Genomic DNA, 16,721 nt, shown 5'->3' on the forward strand with positions numbered 1-16,721 from the left:
TATTGCCACTGGCTGTTACCTTACCAATACTGATCGACATCTGCGGTGAACGCCAGCCACCAGGTAAAGAGAAATGGAGATCAGGATGTAAGGGAAGACGAAGGCCAGGATTTGGAGGATAGTTTTAGTAATCAGCTATTAACCGTAACCCATTTCACTGAATCCAATTTTTAAACGATAAAATTTATATCATAAGACAAGGATAAAGAAATAATGATTGTACCAGGTGTACAAAGGGGTGTCTCCTATGTTTGCAAAAAACAGGAGGCGCCCTCTTTTTTTTACAATGGGCAGCAATCACCTAATTGGCCATCGCATCACAATACAGTAGTTTTGTACGGTATGGAAACAATTATAGGTATTGCCGGCTTAGCTATTATGGGTGTATTGCTTTCTCTTGCCTTCAGGAAGAAAAAGGTAATACCGGCTTTATCGACTCAAAACCTGCAATCGATACTCCAACAGTATGTAGCTTTTTACCGTGCACTCAATGATGAGCAAAAAGCATCGTTTGAGCAACGGGTAATGCAGTTTCTTCAAAAAGTGCCTATTACGGGTGTGAAGACCACGGTAGAAGATGTAGACAAGGTGCTGGTAGGCGCCGGCGCCATTATCCCCATCTTTGCTTTTCCGGGATGGGAATACAGGAACATTCATGAAGTATTATTGTACCCCGGATCATTTAACGAGGAATTTGGGCAGGATGGGCAGGACCGCAATATCCTGGGCATGGTAGGCAATGGGCCTATGCAAAATGTAATGGTCCTTTCGCAACAGAATGTGCGGGAGGGTTTCACGGGCAGCTCAGACAAGCACAATACGGCGATCCATGAGTTTGTACACCTGGTCGATAAATCGGATGGCGCTACAGATGGATTGCCGGAAGCGCTCATCCCCCACCAATATGCCCAGCCCTGGCTTAAACGGATACATGAAGAAATGCAACTGATACGGGAAGGCCGGTCGGACATTAACTATTATGGCACCACCAATGAAGCTGAGTTTTTAGCGGTCGTATCTGAATACTTTTTTGAGAAGCCGGCTGAAATGGAAAAGAAACACCCGGAGCTCTACGCTTTACTGAAAACGATATTCCTGCCAGGCACTCCCTCCTAAGCAATCGGCAATCGGCAATCGACAGTCGGCAATCGGCAGTCGGCAATCCTTTGCTTCGAAGGGGTCCTGAGTTCCTTATCCGGTCATCGATATGTCTTATCCAGAGGAACGGGTTATTTACTGGTTAATGGGTCAGTATTTCCTCACCTACCCGGGCATAAAATTCGTATTTAGGGTTAGTCTGTACTGAAAATCAACCACCCTGATATGAATAAGAAACACTGTATCCTTACAGCATGGATCTGTATGTCGATCCTGGCTGTATCCTGCCACAAAGATGATGATTCCGACAAACTTCCCACTACGATTGAAACACAACCCGCTGTCTTAACACCTGTCACCCAAAGTATTGGCAACAATATAGGAGGCTATTACGAGGCTATGCCGGCACAGTATGGACAAAACGACGCCAAGTATCCGTTGCTGATTTTCCTGCCGGGAGCCGGGCAATACGGCACGGGCAGCACGGCAGATCTGGCCAAGGTGCTGACGGAAGGCACCCCTGTATGGCTAAGACAACAAAAGTTTCCGCCCAATTTTCTGGTCAATGGTCAAAATTTTGCGCTAATCGTGTTGGTACCACAATTTAAAACTGAGCCCCGCTATGCGGACCTGCGGGCTTTTATAGATTATGCTTTTTCAAAATACCGGATCCATAAATCCTATTTTTACCTTACAGGCTTTAGCCTGGGCGGCCGGCAAACGGCAGAATTTGGTGCACTGGAACCCACGGTGCCTGCCGCTATCGTAACGATGGCCGGCGCTTTCACGTACAACCTGCCCGGTACGGTAATAGGAATTGCCGATAACAAACTTCCGGTTTGGTGCTTTCACAATGAACAAGACCAGGCGATCCCTTCCAAAGAGACCAAAGATTTTGTAGCTGCTATCAACAGCTTCAACCCGGCTATACCAGCCAGGCAAACTATTTTTCCCACCTCCAATGCAGACCTTAAACATGACTGCTGGACAAAGGCGACCGATCCCGCCTACAAGGAAAATGGTATGAATATTTATGAATGGATGTTATCGCACAAGCGGTAAGAAGCTATAATAAACGAAACATACGGCATGAAGATTTCCAACAAATGGAACTATTTCCGATATTGTTGGATATATGGAAAATTACAGCATTGTCTTATTGCTGCTGGGCATTATGATGGCGCTTTCTGCCGTAGCAGACAGGATAAAGCTATCATCACCCATCATACTGATCGTAGCCGGTATAGGGCTTGGTTTTATACCCGGTATGCCACCGATCGAACTGAACCCGGAAATAATACTATTGCTCTTTTTGCCGCCTCTTTTGTATGATGCAGCATTCAATATATCCTTCAAAAGCTTCCGGGTCAACAGCAATACGATTGCCACGCTGGCGGTAGGATTGGTATTCCTAACAGCCACGGGCATTGCAGCGCTGGCGTACTCTTTTATTCCCGGTATGAACTGGCCGCTGGCCTTTGTGCTGGGCGCGATCCTTTCGGCCACGGATGCTGTAGCAGCAATCAGTATCACCAAGGGCCTGGGCTTGTCGCACACAACTACGACCATCCTGGAGGGTGAAAGCCTGGTCAATGACGCCTCGGCGCTGGTAGCTTACCGGTTTGCAGTAGCGGCTGTAACAGGCTCTGCTTTCGTGATATGGAAAGCTTCTCTGATCTTTCTGGGGCTGATGGCCGGTGGCGTGCTGATAGGCCTGCTGGCAGGCAAAATGCTGGGCTTTATACTGCGGACTGTACGGGAGAATAGTCTGGTAGCTATTAGCTTCACCTTGCTGGCTCCCTTTATCACTTACCTGGTAGCAGAGGAATTTCATGTATCGGGTGTGATCGCAGTAGTGATGCTGGGTTTGAGTATTTCGCGATTAAGCGCCATGCGATTTCCGGAAAGCATCCGGCATCAATCGAAAAACATCTGGGACATCATCATCTTTTTACTCAATGGCTTTATCTTCATCCTGATCGGGTTGGAGTTTCCCATTGTGATAAAGTCTATTGGCAAGGGCATGATATGGCCCTATATTGGCTATGCACTACTTATCACCATTGCCGCCCTGGTATTGCGTATGGCCAGGGTATTCCTGCAAAAGGTAAACCTTCAAAAAGCCTTCAGCAGCCAAAAGAGGAGAATAACTGAAGCAGCTTTATTGACCTTCCAGGAATGCATGATCATTGGCTGGTCGGGCATGCGGGGCATTGTATCGCTCGCCATTGCCATCGGTTTACCCAAGGAATTGAAAAATGGGGAACCCTTTCCTATGCGTGCAGAGATCATTTTTATTTCCACTGTGGTGGTATTGTTCACTATTGTAGGGCAAGGGCTTACGCTTCCCTGGATCGTAAGGCAGCTGAAAGCAAAACATCCTGAGCAAGCGGTCAAGACGCATTAATGAAACTTTTCTCCCTTTTCCAGTTTCGCTATGATGGCATGCATCCGCTTTTCCCTCGTCTCCGGCTTTTTGGCGGTTTGCAAGCGCCAGGAAATGGCAAAGAGGTTGGTCTTATTAAGGGTTTGAAACAATGCCCAGGCAGCTTTATTTTTCTTCACGGCTTTTAAGAAGTCTTCGGGTATCTGGCTATTGGCTGGTGAATCATAGGCAGCCGCCCATCGTCCATCTGCTTTGGCAGCGGCTATTTCTTTCAGTCCACGGGCTGTCATTCTCCCAGCTTTGATGAGGCGGTCGGTATTTTCAATATTCTTCTTTGACCAAAGACTTCCAGGTCGTCTCGGTGTATACTTCTGAATGTAGGACTCCTCATCATACTTGTTGCGCTGCCCATCTATCCATCCGTAGCAGAGTGCTACATCCAATGCCTCGGTGATGGTGATACTGGGTATACCTGAATCTTTCTTGTATACACGCAGCCAAAGGCCTTTGCCTTCCTGGTTTTTAGCTACCCAGGCTTCAAATAGTTCGCTTGTTTTAAAAGCTTTGACGGGTAAATCGTCGTTTGGAACAGGCATGAACTGTTGTTTGGTAAAATAATTATGCTTCCAGGCAGGCGAGCAAGTTGTCAAGATCGGGAACATCATTGTACAAATGCGGTGACACGCGTATGGAAGAACCCCTGAAGCTAACGATCACTTTGTTCTGCTCCAAACGTTTTTTCAGGGATGTTACATCCCTATCACCCAGGGGGATACTACACATATGCCCTACAAAGTGTTCTTTATTTAAGCCGATGCCCTTTTCTTTTTTGTACGCCACGATCCTGCCTGTAAGCGTTGTTAACTGTTGCTGAATTGCTGCCGGCTTCCAATGAATGATCTGCTGTAATGCGGCAATGCACATGGGCAGCAGATTGAACTGTGGAAATTCGCCCATATCAAACCTTCGGGCGCCATGCCGGTAACCATCTTTATAGTTGGTGAGGCCTGCAAAATCCTCAGCGCCATTTTTGGTAAGCCAGGAATATTCCAAAGGATCTCCCTGTGCCTGCCACTTGGGAGCTACATACATATAACCCAGGCCATAGGGCCCTAACATCCATTTGTAACCGACACTTACGGCAAAGTCGGGTTGTATCCGGTCTATATCAACAGGCAGTGCGCCCAGGGACTGACTCAGGTCCAATACAAGGCTGGCGCCCACTTTTCTAACAGCCCCACTGACTGCCTCCAGGTCGATGTGGGCTCCATCCATCCAATGGCAATTAGGAATGGCTACCAGGCCCGTCTGGTTATTGATGGCAGCCAATATGCTGTCTGTGATATTTTGCTCCTGGCTGCGCGGAATGGTGATCAGCTGTAGCTGTTGCCGGCGCGCCAGTTGTTCCCATACATAATAATTAGAAGGGAATTGATCTTCCAGTACCATGATGGACTGGCCAGGCTTCATCGGCAGGTTTTTAGCGGCTACGGCCAAGCCATAACTCACGGATGGCACCAGCGCGATATTGTTTCCATGGGTTTGAAATACAGTGGCTGCCAGTTCCCGCAATATTTCTGCCTGGGTGAACCAATCGGCCCCGGCAATTTTCCAGGGAGCGGCCCTGGTATCAAGGGCCTGCAAGCCGGCTTGCCGCACGGTATGCAGCATGGGGGACATATTGGCGCAATTGAGGTAGGTAATGCCTTCTTCCAATTCAAATAAATGCCTGGACGCATCAATAGGATAGTTCATAATTAAAGTTAATCAATTCATTAGCAATGGCTATGATCGCCGGGTTTGATTTTGGAAATACTTGAATATATTTGCCTTGTTGAAAAAAGGGTGCCTATACATACTATTTTTCATTCTTCTGCTGAATGACACCTCACTGAACCAGTTTGTAAAACTGCCGGTGATGCTGGCGCATTTTACAGAACACCGCCAGCGGGACAGCCAGATAGGCTTTATCCAGTTTCTCGCCATGCATTACTGGGGCACGGATCTCAATGACAATGATAATGACCGGGATGCGCAATTGCCCTATAAGAAAGTAGACATCCACTCAATTGATCACCCGGTGATCCCAACTATTAGACCGGTTATTGAAAAACACCTGGTACTCTCCTCGGTAGTGGTGCAACCGGTATTCAACAATGATCTTCTCCCCCAGCCTGCCTTAGGCTCTTTATTCAGGCCGCCGAAAATAGCTGTCTGAACCACGATCTATTGGATATATAGGATTACTGGAACGCAGCATACATGCTGCTTTCCAATTTCTTTATTGATCATTTTTACAAGACCCAATCAATTATGCTGAATAAGATCATCGGCTTTTCCGTAAGGAATAAGCTGATCATTGGATTATTTGTTATTGCACTTGTTGCCTGGGGTAGCTATGAAGTAACCAGGCTGCCCATTGATGCGGTGCCCGACATTACGGACAACCAGGTACAGGTGCTGACTGTTTCTCCCTCGCTGGGGGCACCGGATATCGAACGGCTCATTACTTTCCCCATTGAGCAGGCCTGCAGCAATATACCCGGGCTAAAACAGGTACGTAGTTTTTCGCGCTTTGGCCTTTCGCTGGTGACGATTGTATTTGATGATGCCACGGATGTATACTGGGCGCGACAACAGATCAGCGAACGACTGCAACAGGTACAACAGGAAATACCCGCCGGGATTGGATCGCCGGTAATGGCCCCCGTATCCACGGGACTGGGAGAAATATACCAATATGTGGTAAGGCCCAAAGCCGGATATGAAGGAAAATATGATGCGATGCAGCTGCGAACGCTGCAGGACTGGATCGTAAGGCGCCAACTGATGGGCACACCGGGTGTGGCCGAGGTATCGAGCTTTGGCGGACAATTGAAGCAATATGAAATTGCGGTGCGGCAGGAACAACTGAAAGCCTATCAACTTACGATTGCCGATGTGTATGACGCGCTGGAGAAAAACAACCAGAACACGGGCGGCGCTTATATTGAAAAAGGGCCTACGGTGCTTTACATCCGTAGTGAAGGGCTTACGGCAGCATTGGAAGACATTGAAAAGATAGTGGTAAAAACGCTGAGCAATGGTGTGCCGCTGCTCATGCGCGATGTAGCTACGGTACAATACGGCGCGGCCATCCGGTATGGCGCTATGACGTATAATGATAAAGGAGAAGTAGCAGGCGCGGTGCTGATGATGCTGAAAGGAGAGAACTCTTCGGCAGTCATTAAGCGGGTCAAGAAACGGATCGAAGAGATACAACAAATGCTGCCTGAAGGAGTAGTGATCGAGCCCTTCCTGGACCGGACCAAGATGGTGAACAATGCTATTGAAACGGTAGAGACGAATTTGCTGGAAGGCGCGCTGATCGTGATACTGGTATTGGTATTCTTTTTAGGTAACCTGCGGGCGGGTCTGATCGTTTCTTCTGTGATACCGCTCTCCATGCTGTTTGCCATCATATTGATGAACAAGTTTGGCGTAGGAGGCAACCTGATGTCGCTGGGCGCTATTGATTTCGGATTGATCGTGGATGGATCGGTGATTGTGGTAGAAGCGATCCTGCACCGCTTTTCGCATTCCAAACATTTCAGGCAAGTGGGGCGCATCAGCCAGCAGCAAATGGATGAAGAGGTGACGAAATCCACGGGCGCCATGATCAAGAGTGCGGTGTTCAGCCAGATCATCATCCTTATCGTATACCTGCCCATTCTTTCGCTGCAGGGCATTGAAGGCAAGATGTTCAAGCCGATGGCCATTACGATTGCGTTTGCCATATTGGGGGCCTTCCTGTTGTCGGTGACGTATGTACCGATGATGGCTGCTTTGTGTCTGAGTAAAAAACTCAACCATAAAGACACGATGACAGACAGGCTTGTGGGCTGGTTGGGAAGGAGGTATCAACCGATGCTGGGTCGTTTGTTGCATTATCCCAAATCCATGATCGCCGTTGTGCTCACCTTGTTCATAGGGGCTTTGATGATACTGAGCCGCATGGGAGGCGAATTCATACCGCTGCTGGAAGAAGGTGATTTTGCGGTAGAGACCAGGTTGCTCACCGGCACTAATTTGAATAATACCATTAACTCCACGCAACAGGCTTCGAAGATACTATTGAAGGAATTTCCGGAAGTGGAGAAAGTAGTTACGAAAATTGGCAGCTCAGAGATCCCTACTGATCCAATGCCTTTTGAAGCAGGAGATATGATCGTAGTGCTGAAACCCAAAAAGCAATGGACATCGGCCAGCACTTTTCCCGAGCTAAGCGCTAAGATGACAACTGCACTGGAGGCAGTGCCCGGCATCACGGTGAGTTTCCAGTTTCCGGTGCAGATGCGGTTCAACGAACTGATGACCGGGGCACGGCAGGACATTGTGTGTAAGATATTCGGGGAAAACCTGGATACGCTGAGCCATTATGCGCACCGGCTTAATGAGATCATACAATCTGTAGACGGGGCCATTAACGTATACGAGGAAACGGTGACGGGGATGCCTCAGGTAGTAATCAAATACAATCGTGATGGCATGGCCAAGTATGGGCTCAATGTAAGTGATATTAACCGGGTGGTGAATACTGCTTTTGCGGGCCAGGTGGCAGGACAAGTATATGAAGGAGAAAAACGATTTGATATGGTGGTGCGCCTGGCAGGTGATGCACGAAAAAACATAGCGGATATTCAAAACCTGTTGGTCCCCACGCAACAGGGCCCACAAATACCTTTATCGATGGTAGCTACTATACAGGAAATAGAAGGGGTAAACCAGGTGCAGCGGGAGAATACGCGCCGCCGCATCATTGTAGGTTTTAATGTCAGCGGCCGTGATGTACAATCCATTGTACAGGAATTACAGCAGAAAGCACAGCAACAGCTAAACCTGCCCAAGGAATATACGATCGCTTATGGCGGCTCATTTGAGAACATGAATGCGGCTAAAGAGCGGTTAAGCATTGTGGTGCCGGTGGCCTTATTACTGATCTTCCTGCTGTTGTATTTTGCTTTCAATTCTGTAAAGCAGGGTTTGTTGATCTATACGGCCATTCCGCTATCGGCTATTGGCGGCATTGTAGCGCTTTGGATACGCGACATGCCTTTCAGCATTTCTGCCGGGGTGGGCTTTATTGCGCTCTTTGGCGTGGCAGTATTGAACGGGATTTTACTGGTCAGTGAATTTAACCGGTTGAAGCAGGAAGGCTGGCATGATGTACGGCGTATTGTGATCCATGCCACGAAGTCGAAATTGCGGGCCGTATTGATGACTGCGCTGGTGCCCTCGCTTGGTTTTATACCCATGGCCATCAGCACGGGAGCAGGTGGTGAAGTTCAAAAGCCATTGGCCACGGTGGTGATCGGCGGTCTTATTATCTCTACCCTGCTCACGCTCTTCTTGCTGCCGGTACTCTATATTTTGTTTGAGAAAGGCTTTGGCTACTTCAGGCCAGGCCGTAAGCTGGCAGCTGCAGTTGTGCTGTTGATGTTAGCCAACACGGCTGTACAGGCACAACAGCCTATCCGGCTGGAGGCTGCTATTGACAGCGCTTTAAAGAACAACCAACGCTTACAAATAGCCAATACAGAGATCAGCTATTACAAGGCTTTACAAAAAAGCAGCTTTGACCTGGAGAAGACAGTGCTCGATGTGGAATATGGACGGTTTAACAGCCTGGCCAACGACAACCGTTTTTCGCTTTCGCAGAGTATACAGTTCCCATCGGTCTATAAACACCAGCGCACTATTAACAATACGCATGTATTGATCAGTGAGACGAACCGGCAACAACAGCAGGTAGCACTAAGGGCGTTGGTAAAGGAAGTGTTTTACCAAATGCTGGTATTGCAGCAAAAGCGCCGGTTGCTGCAGGAAGCAGATACGCTTTATAGCAGCCTGCTCGGCAGATCGCGCCAGCGCTTCCAGGCAGGTGATATTGACGTACTGGAAAAAACAACGGTGGAAAACCAACGGCAACAGATCGGCAGTCAGCTGCGGCTATTGGCATCGGATTACCAGGTGTTGCAAACACAGTTAAAGCTTTTGCTGAATAGTCCGGATAAACCGGAACCGGTTGCCGATACGGTATTGTACTCCCTGGAATTACTTCCCGATACCAGCCTGGTACAATCGAGCCCCGTGCTTCAGCTGCATGAACAACAGGTGCAACTATCAGCTGCACAAAGCAAGCTGGAGAAAAGCAAGTTGCTGCCCACCTTCAGTGCGGGGTATAACAATGCCTCTATAATTGGATGGCAAACAACGAAAGGAGGACAGGACCTGTACTTTGAAGGCAGCAAACGCTTCTCTTCTGTGAATGTAGGCGTAGGCATCCCTATTTTTTCGGGAGCACAACGGGCCAGGATCAAAGCAGCAGAAGTGCAGGTAACGCAGCGGATACAGGAAACAGCGGCTACCCGGCAGCAGCTATATGCCAGCCTCGACGCTGCCACGCAGGTATACCTTCAGCGCAGTGAGCTGGTAAAGGATTATCAGCAACTGCTATTGCCCAATGCTACTACCATTATCCACACAGCCAGCCAACGATTGCAGGCCGGCGAAACCAGTTACCTCGATTGGGTAATACTGGTAAACCAGGCCTTACAGATACGCAGCGATTATTTTAATGCGGTACAGCAACGTAATGAAGCTGCTTTTGAAATAGAAAAAATAACTGCTTCCCATTAAGCAAAATAGAATGATCATGATGCACAAAATAATAACAGCACTTGTTTTCATCAGCCTCTTTACCCAATGTAAAGATGAGCCTGCTGCAGCAACAGCAGCCGCTCCAGGCGCCAGGACAGGCATTGATAGCCTGAAAGTACAGGATGATGTCGTAACCCTTACCACTGTACAGGCGGCCAATGCCGGCATTGCTACGGGCACTCCATCGAAAAGGGAAATGCATACGGCGCTACAGGTGAGTGGTGTAGTAGATGTGCCGCCACAAAATATTGTGTCGATCAGTGTTCCGCTCGGCGGCTATGTCAAGAGAACAACCCTGCTACCCGGCTCCAGGATAAACAAGGGCGCCATATTGGCTACGCTGGAGGATCAGCAATACATCCAGCTGCAGCAGGATTATCTGACGGCTAAAAGCCGGCTGCAGTATGCAGAAGCCGATTTCAACAGGCAGCAAGGGCTCAATGAGACGAAGGCGGTGAGTGATAAAGTATACCAGCAGGCGCGCAGTGAATTTGAAAGCCAGAAGATACTACTGCGCTCCCTGGGTGAAAAGTTGCGGCTGATCGGTATTAACCCTGAGTCGTTGAACGAGAACAATATCTCCCGCAGCATCTACCTCTATGCGCCCATCAGCGGCTATGTGAGTAAGGTAAATGTGAATACAGGTAAGTATGTAAGTCCTACGGATGTATTGTTTGAGTTGATCAGTCCGGATGATCTGCATTTGAGTCTCACGGTGTTTGAGAACAATGCGGTTAACCTTTCTATCGGTCAAAAGGTTACCTGTTATACGAATAGCCATCCGGAAGTAAAGTACCAGGCCACGGTAAGGCTCATTACGCCTGCCGTGAATGAAGAAAGAGCGGCTGAAGTGCATTGCCATTTGGACGAGCATGTGAAAGGGCTGATGCCCGGCATGTTTATGAATGCGTCGATCGAGTTGAACAATGCGCAGGTGATGGCGGTTCCGGAAGAGGCGGTAGTGAAGTGGAATAGCCAGTATTATGTGTTCAGTGCGGAAGGCAGCAACCGGTATAAACTTTTTCCAGTGGAAACAGGGGTGTCAGCCGCAGGATTTACAGAGATCAGGAGTACTCTCCCGGCGGATCGTGCTGTAGTAGTGAAGAATGCGTATACCTTGCTCATGAAGATGAAGAATAGTGCGGAGGAGTGAGGGGTGAATGGCAAGTGGTGAGTAGTGAGAGCGTAATAATTTTAATCAGGCGCATAAATGGCGAGGGCTGTTTATGCGCCTGATTATTTTATAGCTATCCGTTATAGTTTATAGAACCCTGTTACTGGGAGTAGCACAAAAAAGACCAGCCAGCAGGATAATTTATATTATTTATTTATATATTTGAGATATTCCTGCCTTACCTTTTTAAGCACCTGCTACATGGGTGTCCATCTTCTGTCATTAATAAATCAGCATTTACCATATGCAGATAAGAAAAGAACTCATTTCTGAGATCCAGGTCATTATTGCCAGTGCGAGAGAAAAAGCCATCCGTTCTGTAGATACTTACCGGGTACTTATGTACTGGCAAATTGGCAAAGTGATCTTTGAGGAAGAACAGCAAGGGAAGGAAAGGGCGGAATACGGCGAGTTTTTGATCAAATCACTTTCAGAGCATTTGCAGCCCCAGTTTGGCAGCGGGTTTTCTATTCGCCAATTGGAAATGTGCCGGCAGTTCTATCGTGCTTTCCCAATTACGAACGCAGTGCGTTCGCAATTCAGTTGGACACACTATAGGACCTTATTAAGAATTGATAATCAACACAAAAGGGAGTTTTACATTGCTTAAACGGAGAAAAATAACTGGACAGCCAGGCAACTGGAGCGACAAGTAAATAGCCAGCTTTTCGAACGGCTGCTGGTTAGCAGTAATGTAAAAGAGGTGTTAGCAGTAGCCAGAGAAGAAAAACTACCATCTGAGGCTAAACAGATCATTAAAGACCCCATGGTATTGGAGTTTTTAGGGTTAAAAAGGGAGACTTCTTACTACGAAAAAGACCTGGAAAGCGCCATTATTACACACTTGCAGGATTTCTTACTGGAAATGGGTAACGGCTTTTCTTTTGTAGCACGGCAAAAACGATTACACATTGAAGGGGATGAGTTTTTTATAGACCTTGTCCTCTACAACAGGTTACTGCAATGCTTTGTAATCATAGAGACCAAAACCACCAAATTGACGCATGAAAGTATTGGCCAGCTGCAGATGTATGTCAATTACTACGACCGTACGGAGAAACAGTCTTACGAAAACCCTACCATAGGTATTTTATTATGCGCCGATAAAAACGACGCAGTTGTAAAGTTTACCTTACCGGAAAACAATAAAAACATAATTGCCAGCAAATATCAGTTGTACCTACCCACTGAACAGCAGCTCATTGACGAAGTAAAGGAGGTTAAAAAGGAAATAGAAAAACTGGATCAGGAAACCAGTAACACATAGGCTGCATATATCTAATAATCAATTACTTATAAAAAAATCAGCTTCATTACTTAGATTACGAACGCAGTGCGTTCGCAATTCAAAACGCTTCAAATTCGATCAGCTTAACGATCTCTCCAATTGCGAACGCACTGCGTTCGTAATTTAAAAAGCAAGACTTGAAGCCGGCATTTCGCCAAATTATCGGTCATTTTGAATTGTAAACGCAGTGCGTGCAAAATTCACATTACAACACTTTCTACTTGAGAAATTGCAAAAATCTTAATAACCAGCCCCTGCCGCTACAGGTTGGGCTGCTCCTTTCTGTAGTGCCCTGGTGTAGATCACCCAGGTGATGATGCCCATCCAGGTCATGACCAGCAGGAAGGTGATCTTTTGAAGAACGGGTAATACATATAACCATTGGCCGGTATAGTATATATAATTGTTGGCGCCGATCAGGAACAGACAAGCCAGGCCAAAGACAAACAGCTTATACCAACGATACCTGTACAAGGCGGTAAACGTGGTGGCCAGGGCAATGATACCAGGAATACTGGCCAGGTTGATGATGAGATCATGGTATTGTGTGAACAGAAAAGGAGCAATGGCCATGGAAATAATACCTGGATAGGCGATCAGGATCTTGTACCAACGGCTACGCTCAAATAGCCTGGGCACTATCCACCAAAATACAGCCAGGGCCACACATAGTACGCCCATCGCCCACATGGCTACCCGCCAACCTGGATTGTGCTCTCCATTTTTAGCTACAGGCCCCAACAGGTCGCACCAATAGTTGTGCAATACATCAAACCCACCGGCTGTTTTATCGGTATTGGAACCGCCGGGATACAAACAGGCTGCAATAATGTATAAAAGAACAAACAGGCTACATCCAACAAGTGGGATCAATAGCCAGCCTGATCTGGTAAAGTTTCTTTTCAATGATACCTGGTTTAGGGAGCAAGAGAGGAATTCCTGTTCCCTAAATTAAGTTTTTAACCGGTGGACTTTATTGCCTTTACTTTCTTTTAACAAGCTATTCTGTAACGGTGAATTTCTTAACAGCCAGTTCCTGCCCGTTGATCACTACGGCCAGGGTATGCTGTCCGGCATAATGTTTCCGGGTAGTGAGGTTACGGAATGACTGGGCGCGTTTGAATGAATAGGTTTGGCCGGGCTGGTAGGTATTTTCGGTGATCTTAAACAGCTTCCTGTTGCCCTTCCCATTGGATTTCATATAATCGATCCCATACTCCACACGCAATTTGATGGGCTTTTTGCCACTGTTGGTAAGGTCGAAGCTGAAATGCAAAGTATCGCCGATACCAATACTTTTGTCGGTGATCTTCAATTTATCTATCACAATCTGATCTGCTACGGCCAGACCAAATAGCTTCATGGCCTGCGGATGTGCCTTGCGCAGCAGGGTACGGCTACCATGTTTTATGATCCAGTCAGTACGGGGTGACACGCCCTGCCATCTCTTTACAATCCCCAATACAATATCAGGATTGTCTTTGACAATATCATTGAGGTTATTGGCTACGCTCTTACGCACAAACTCTGAAGTATCGTCTTTTAGATTCTCCAATATGGGCAGGATGGCTGACGGATCTTTTTTCAATGCCGGCAATGCCATGGCCCAGGGAAGGCGGGGACGGCAGCCCTCGCTCGAAAAGCGACGTACATGCAGGCTCTCATGTTTTGACCACAGGAGCATTTGTTTCATGGCCTTTTCGGGATAACGGATAATGAAGGGACGGATCGCAAACTCGCAACTGATAAACTGGGTAATGAATTCCATGGCTTGCATGGAGATATCGTAATGCTCCAGCCCATAGGCCTCTACATATTCGGTGAAGACCATGTATTCCAATCCCCCACTGATGCCCTCTTTACGGAGGGCAATGATGATATCCTTTATCAGGGAAATATTCTTATCATATTGACCCGGCAAAAATTCGTGGAGCACTTGCGCAATATGCTTCATACGCTGCTTCAGTTCCCGTGCTTCCCAGGCATCGTCATAGATCTTTTTCAGAAACCGCTTTTTATCAAACCCCTTGATACATTTTCCCAATACGGCGGTAAACTGGTTGAAAAATGTGTCGTTATAAATATTCTTGAATGGCTCCACTATTGCGTGATTTTGGAACGCAATATAAGAACAGTTATGCCGAAAAGATTACGGGGTTTAAAAGTTGAGTTTTGTATTGTTATTGGCGCAGTCATAAACAAACCGGGTATAGCCAAAGACGATATGCCGGATTATTGGAAGGAAAGAGGATTACAAATGGGAACGGCTGGAAACAATACGGAGGAGCGTCACAAACAAACAGACAGTCATTTAGAGATAAGTAATATTCCCGATTTATGGAGCTGGCGGCTCCTCAGGGCCTTCGATAATTGGCAGGCAGTGCAGTGGATTGGCGGCAAATGATCTCCGGTTCCAGGATGAGTTTACGGGGCGGGACCCTGGAGGATACTTTTTTGTTCAGCACTTCGAAGAACAGTCCGGCGGCTTCTTCGCCCATGCGCACGGTCTGTTGATTTACGGTAGACAGGGACGGAGTAAGGTATTCACTAAATAGTTCATTGGCAAAGCCGATAATGGCAACATCTCCGGGAATGCTGAGGCCAGCCTCTTTGATGGTTTGCATGGCGCCAAGGGCAGTAAAATCCTCCACAGCAAATACAGCATCCGGTTGCCTGGGCAGCAGTCCTTTCATACATTCCCTGCCTGACCCTATGCTTACTTTTCCATATACAATAAGGTCATCATCCACGGCTATATTGTGTACGTTCAATGCGTCGATATAACCACGCAGGCGTTGGTTGAAATTGGTCACATGCTGCTGGCCGCCGATATGGGCGATGCGGCGGCAGCCCTGTTCAATAAGATGCCGGGTAGCATTAAAAGCACCCTGGTAATCATTGACTACCACCGCAGGAACCTGCAGGGAATCATTGGCCCTGTCAAATAATACCAGGGGAACATTCTTTCCTTTCAGATCGGCATAATGTCCCAGGTTGATGGTCTCTTTGGAAATAGAGGCCAATACGCCATCTACCCGCGAACGGAGAAATGTTTGTACGGCCTTTTTTTCCAGTTCATATAATTCATTGGACTGATAGATCAGTACATTGTAGTCATTTTTGCTGGCCACCTTTTCAATGCCATGGATCACAGAACCAAAGAAATTGATCTCTGCACTGGGAATGATGACGCCAATGATCTTTGACTTGCCCAGCCTCAGGGAAGAAGCGATCTTATTGGGCTGGTAATTCATCCTTTTGGCAGCCTCCTTTACCGCTTCGCGGGTAGCGTTGCTGATGGCCGGATGATCATTCAACGCCCTTGATACGGTAGCTGCTGCCACATTCAACGCGCGTGCGATATCAAGGATCGTTGTTCTGATCGCAGGTTCACTCATGGCTTGTTTCAAGATGTGTTATCAGTCTGGCAAGGTCTTCCCGCTTTGAAAAATCAGTACGGTTGCTCTTAACCAATTCGTTGATGATGGCCTTTTTATCGGGATAAAGCTTACTAAGCTGTTGGGCATTGTTGACCTTATGGTATTCATTATCCTTATAAGCGTAGTAAATCACTTTTGAAATAACCTTGTAGTCTTCCGGCAATTTCAGGGCATACACCATACCACTGCCGATGATCGCTTTCAGGGAATGACCAGCCGCAGTGTTACTGTTACCATACCCAGTATTGACGCCCTCATCCTGCAGGTTGCTTACATAATCAGCAAACAATGGATAAGTTTTACCAGCGATCCATTCATAGAATCTTTTATCTCCGACAATAAACCGGCGGCCCGAAATAACTACTGAATCAACCGTTTCAACATTGGCTATAGCCAGGTATTTACCGCCATTCTCAAAGATCATTTCGCGGGTAAGTGCATTATAATTCAGTGAACGATCGGACGCTTCGCCTGATTTCAGGTATACCTTACCCGGGTAAAACTTATCAAACACATAGTGGGTTACGAATACACCCTGTATCTGGTTGGGCGTTTGAGCGGCAGCATATAATCCAACCATCAACAAGGGCAGGAGCAGTAACTTCTTCATAAATAATGATGTTTTATTGGGCATTC

Annotated in this window: 14 protein-coding genes; 8 read left to right on the forward strand and 6 right to left on the reverse strand. The window is 47.2% G+C overall.

Annotation, left to right across the window (positions count from 1 at the left end):
- Positions 1–342 precede the first annotated feature (342 nt).
- From D3H65_RS14010 to D3H65_RS14020, 3 genes are all read left to right on the forward strand, one after another.
- A complete protein-coding gene (locus D3H65_RS14010; RefSeq protein ID WP_119054511.1) occupies positions 343–1,116 on the forward strand; it encodes a M90 family metallopeptidase in 774 nt (257 codons plus the stop codon).
- 207 nt (positions 1,117–1,323) lie between these two features.
- Positions 1,324–2,160, forward strand: coding sequence for a carboxylesterase family protein (locus D3H65_RS14015; protein ID WP_119050909.1), 837 nt, complete (start codon positions 1,324–1,326; stop codon positions 2,158–2,160).
- A 73-nt stretch (positions 2,161–2,233) separates the two neighbouring features.
- Entirely contained in the window at positions 2,234–3,505 is a 1,272-nt protein-coding gene (locus D3H65_RS14020; protein WP_119050910.1) for a Na+/H+ antiporter, read from the forward strand.
- Here D3H65_RS14020 and D3H65_RS14025 read toward each other — a convergent pair.
- Both D3H65_RS14025 and D3H65_RS14030 read right to left on the reverse strand, forming a co-directional pair.
- Entirely contained in the window at positions 3,502–4,080 is a 579-nt protein-coding gene (locus D3H65_RS14025; protein ID WP_119050911.1) for a YdeI/OmpD-associated family protein, read from the reverse strand. The genes D3H65_RS14020 and D3H65_RS14025 overlap by 4 nt on opposite strands.
- 22 nt (positions 4,081–4,102) lie before the next feature.
- Positions 4,103–5,239, reverse strand: coding sequence for an aminotransferase class V-fold PLP-dependent enzyme (locus D3H65_RS14030; RefSeq protein WP_119050912.1), 1,137 nt, complete (start codon positions 5,237–5,239; stop codon positions 4,103–4,105).
- A gap of 79 nt (positions 5,240–5,318) precedes the next feature.
- Between D3H65_RS14030 and D3H65_RS14035 the strand changes: the two genes are divergently transcribed.
- The 5 genes from D3H65_RS14035 to D3H65_RS33195 all read left to right on the forward strand — a co-directional run bounded on the left by D3H65_RS14035 (position 5,319) and on the right by D3H65_RS33195 (position 12,624).
- Entirely contained in the window at positions 5,319–5,702 is a 384-nt protein-coding gene (locus D3H65_RS14035; protein ID WP_162915625.1) for a hypothetical protein, read from the forward strand.
- Positions 5,703–5,746: 44 nt separating this feature from the next.
- Positions 5,747–10,162 carry a CusA/CzcA family heavy metal efflux RND transporter gene (locus tag D3H65_RS14040; RefSeq protein ID WP_245999744.1) on the forward strand — a complete coding sequence of 1,472 codons (4,416 nt, stop codon included), beginning with the start codon at positions 5,747–5,749 and terminating at the stop codon, positions 10,160–10,162.
- A gap of 16 nt (positions 10,163–10,178) precedes the next feature.
- Complete coding sequence (locus tag D3H65_RS14045; RefSeq protein ID WP_211345681.1) at positions 10,179–11,336, forward strand: efflux RND transporter periplasmic adaptor subunit; 1,158 nt, start codon at positions 10,179–10,181, stop codon at positions 11,334–11,336.
- A gap of 265 nt (positions 11,337–11,601) precedes the next feature.
- A complete protein-coding gene (locus D3H65_RS33190; RefSeq protein WP_211345682.1) occupies positions 11,602–11,967 on the forward strand; it encodes a DUF1016 N-terminal domain-containing protein in 366 nt (121 codons plus the stop codon).
- A gap of 93 nt (positions 11,968–12,060) precedes the next feature.
- On the forward strand, positions 12,061–12,624 hold the full coding sequence (locus tag D3H65_RS33195) for a PDDEXK nuclease domain-containing protein (protein WP_211345683.1): 564 nt from the start codon (positions 12,061–12,063) through the stop codon (positions 12,622–12,624).
- Between the two features lie 261 nt (positions 12,625–12,885).
- On the opposite strand, the gene D3H65_RS14055 is transcribed toward D3H65_RS33195, so the two are convergent.
- The 4 genes from D3H65_RS14055 to D3H65_RS14070 form a co-directional block, all read right to left on the reverse strand.
- The gene (locus D3H65_RS14055; RefSeq protein ID WP_162915626.1) at positions 12,886–13,551 is read right to left on the reverse strand and encodes a hypothetical protein; all 666 of its coding nucleotides are present in this window, start codon (positions 13,549–13,551) and stop codon (positions 12,886–12,888) included.
- Between the two features lie 94 nt (positions 13,552–13,645).
- Positions 13,646–14,746 carry a DNA alkylation repair protein gene (locus D3H65_RS14060; RefSeq protein ID WP_211345684.1) on the reverse strand — a complete coding sequence of 367 codons (1,101 nt, stop codon included), beginning with the start codon at positions 14,744–14,746 and terminating at the stop codon, positions 13,646–13,648.
- A 253-nt stretch (positions 14,747–14,999) separates the two neighbouring features.
- Positions 15,000–16,043, reverse strand: coding sequence for a LacI family DNA-binding transcriptional regulator (locus D3H65_RS14065; protein ID WP_119050916.1), 1,044 nt, complete (start codon positions 16,041–16,043; stop codon positions 15,000–15,002).
- Positions 16,036–16,695 (reverse strand): hypothetical protein, encoded by a 660-nt coding sequence (locus D3H65_RS14070; RefSeq protein WP_119050917.1) that lies wholly within the window; start codon positions 16,693–16,695, stop codon positions 16,036–16,038. The genes D3H65_RS14065 and D3H65_RS14070 overlap by 8 nt, the downstream gene beginning before the upstream one ends.
- Between the last annotated feature and the right edge of the window lie 26 nt (positions 16,696–16,721).

This window comes from Paraflavitalea soli (assembly GCF_003555545.1).
Classification (GTDB): domain Bacteria; phylum Bacteroidota; class Bacteroidia; order Chitinophagales; family Chitinophagaceae; genus Paraflavitalea; species Paraflavitalea soli.